We start from the raw sequence: 301 nt of genomic DNA on the forward strand, positions 1-301 counted from the left end.
ACCTTAATTACGGCAATGAAGACGGCCGGTAAAACACTTGATGATGAAGAAGCCCAAGCGATTCTTAAAGATGTGCAAGGCATTGGAACGAGTGCAACCCGGGCAAATGTGCTGGAAGTGTTAAAGAAGCGCGGCTATTTAGTTACTGAAAAGAACAAGCTCCACGTCAGTGAAGCGGGGATTACTTTATGTAAAGCGGTTGAACTCGAACCCTTGTTAACTAGCCCAGAGATGACAGCAAAATGGGAGCAAGCGTTACAACAAATCAGTACCGAAGAACGCACCCCGGATAACTTTTTGA

At 45.5% G+C, this 301-nt stretch carries 1 protein-coding gene; it reads left to right on the top strand.

The genetic code is table 11. The features are described from left to right. Positions 1-301, top strand: a 301-nt coding sequence (locus tag ACOV1R_RS16145) for a DNA topoisomerase (protein WP_424744353.1), incomplete at both ends; no start/stop codon positions are given.

Source organism: Lactiplantibacillus sp. YT640 (genome assembly GCF_049745435.1).
Classification (GTDB): domain Bacteria; phylum Bacillota; class Bacilli; order Lactobacillales; family Lactobacillaceae; genus Lactiplantibacillus; species Lactiplantibacillus plantarum.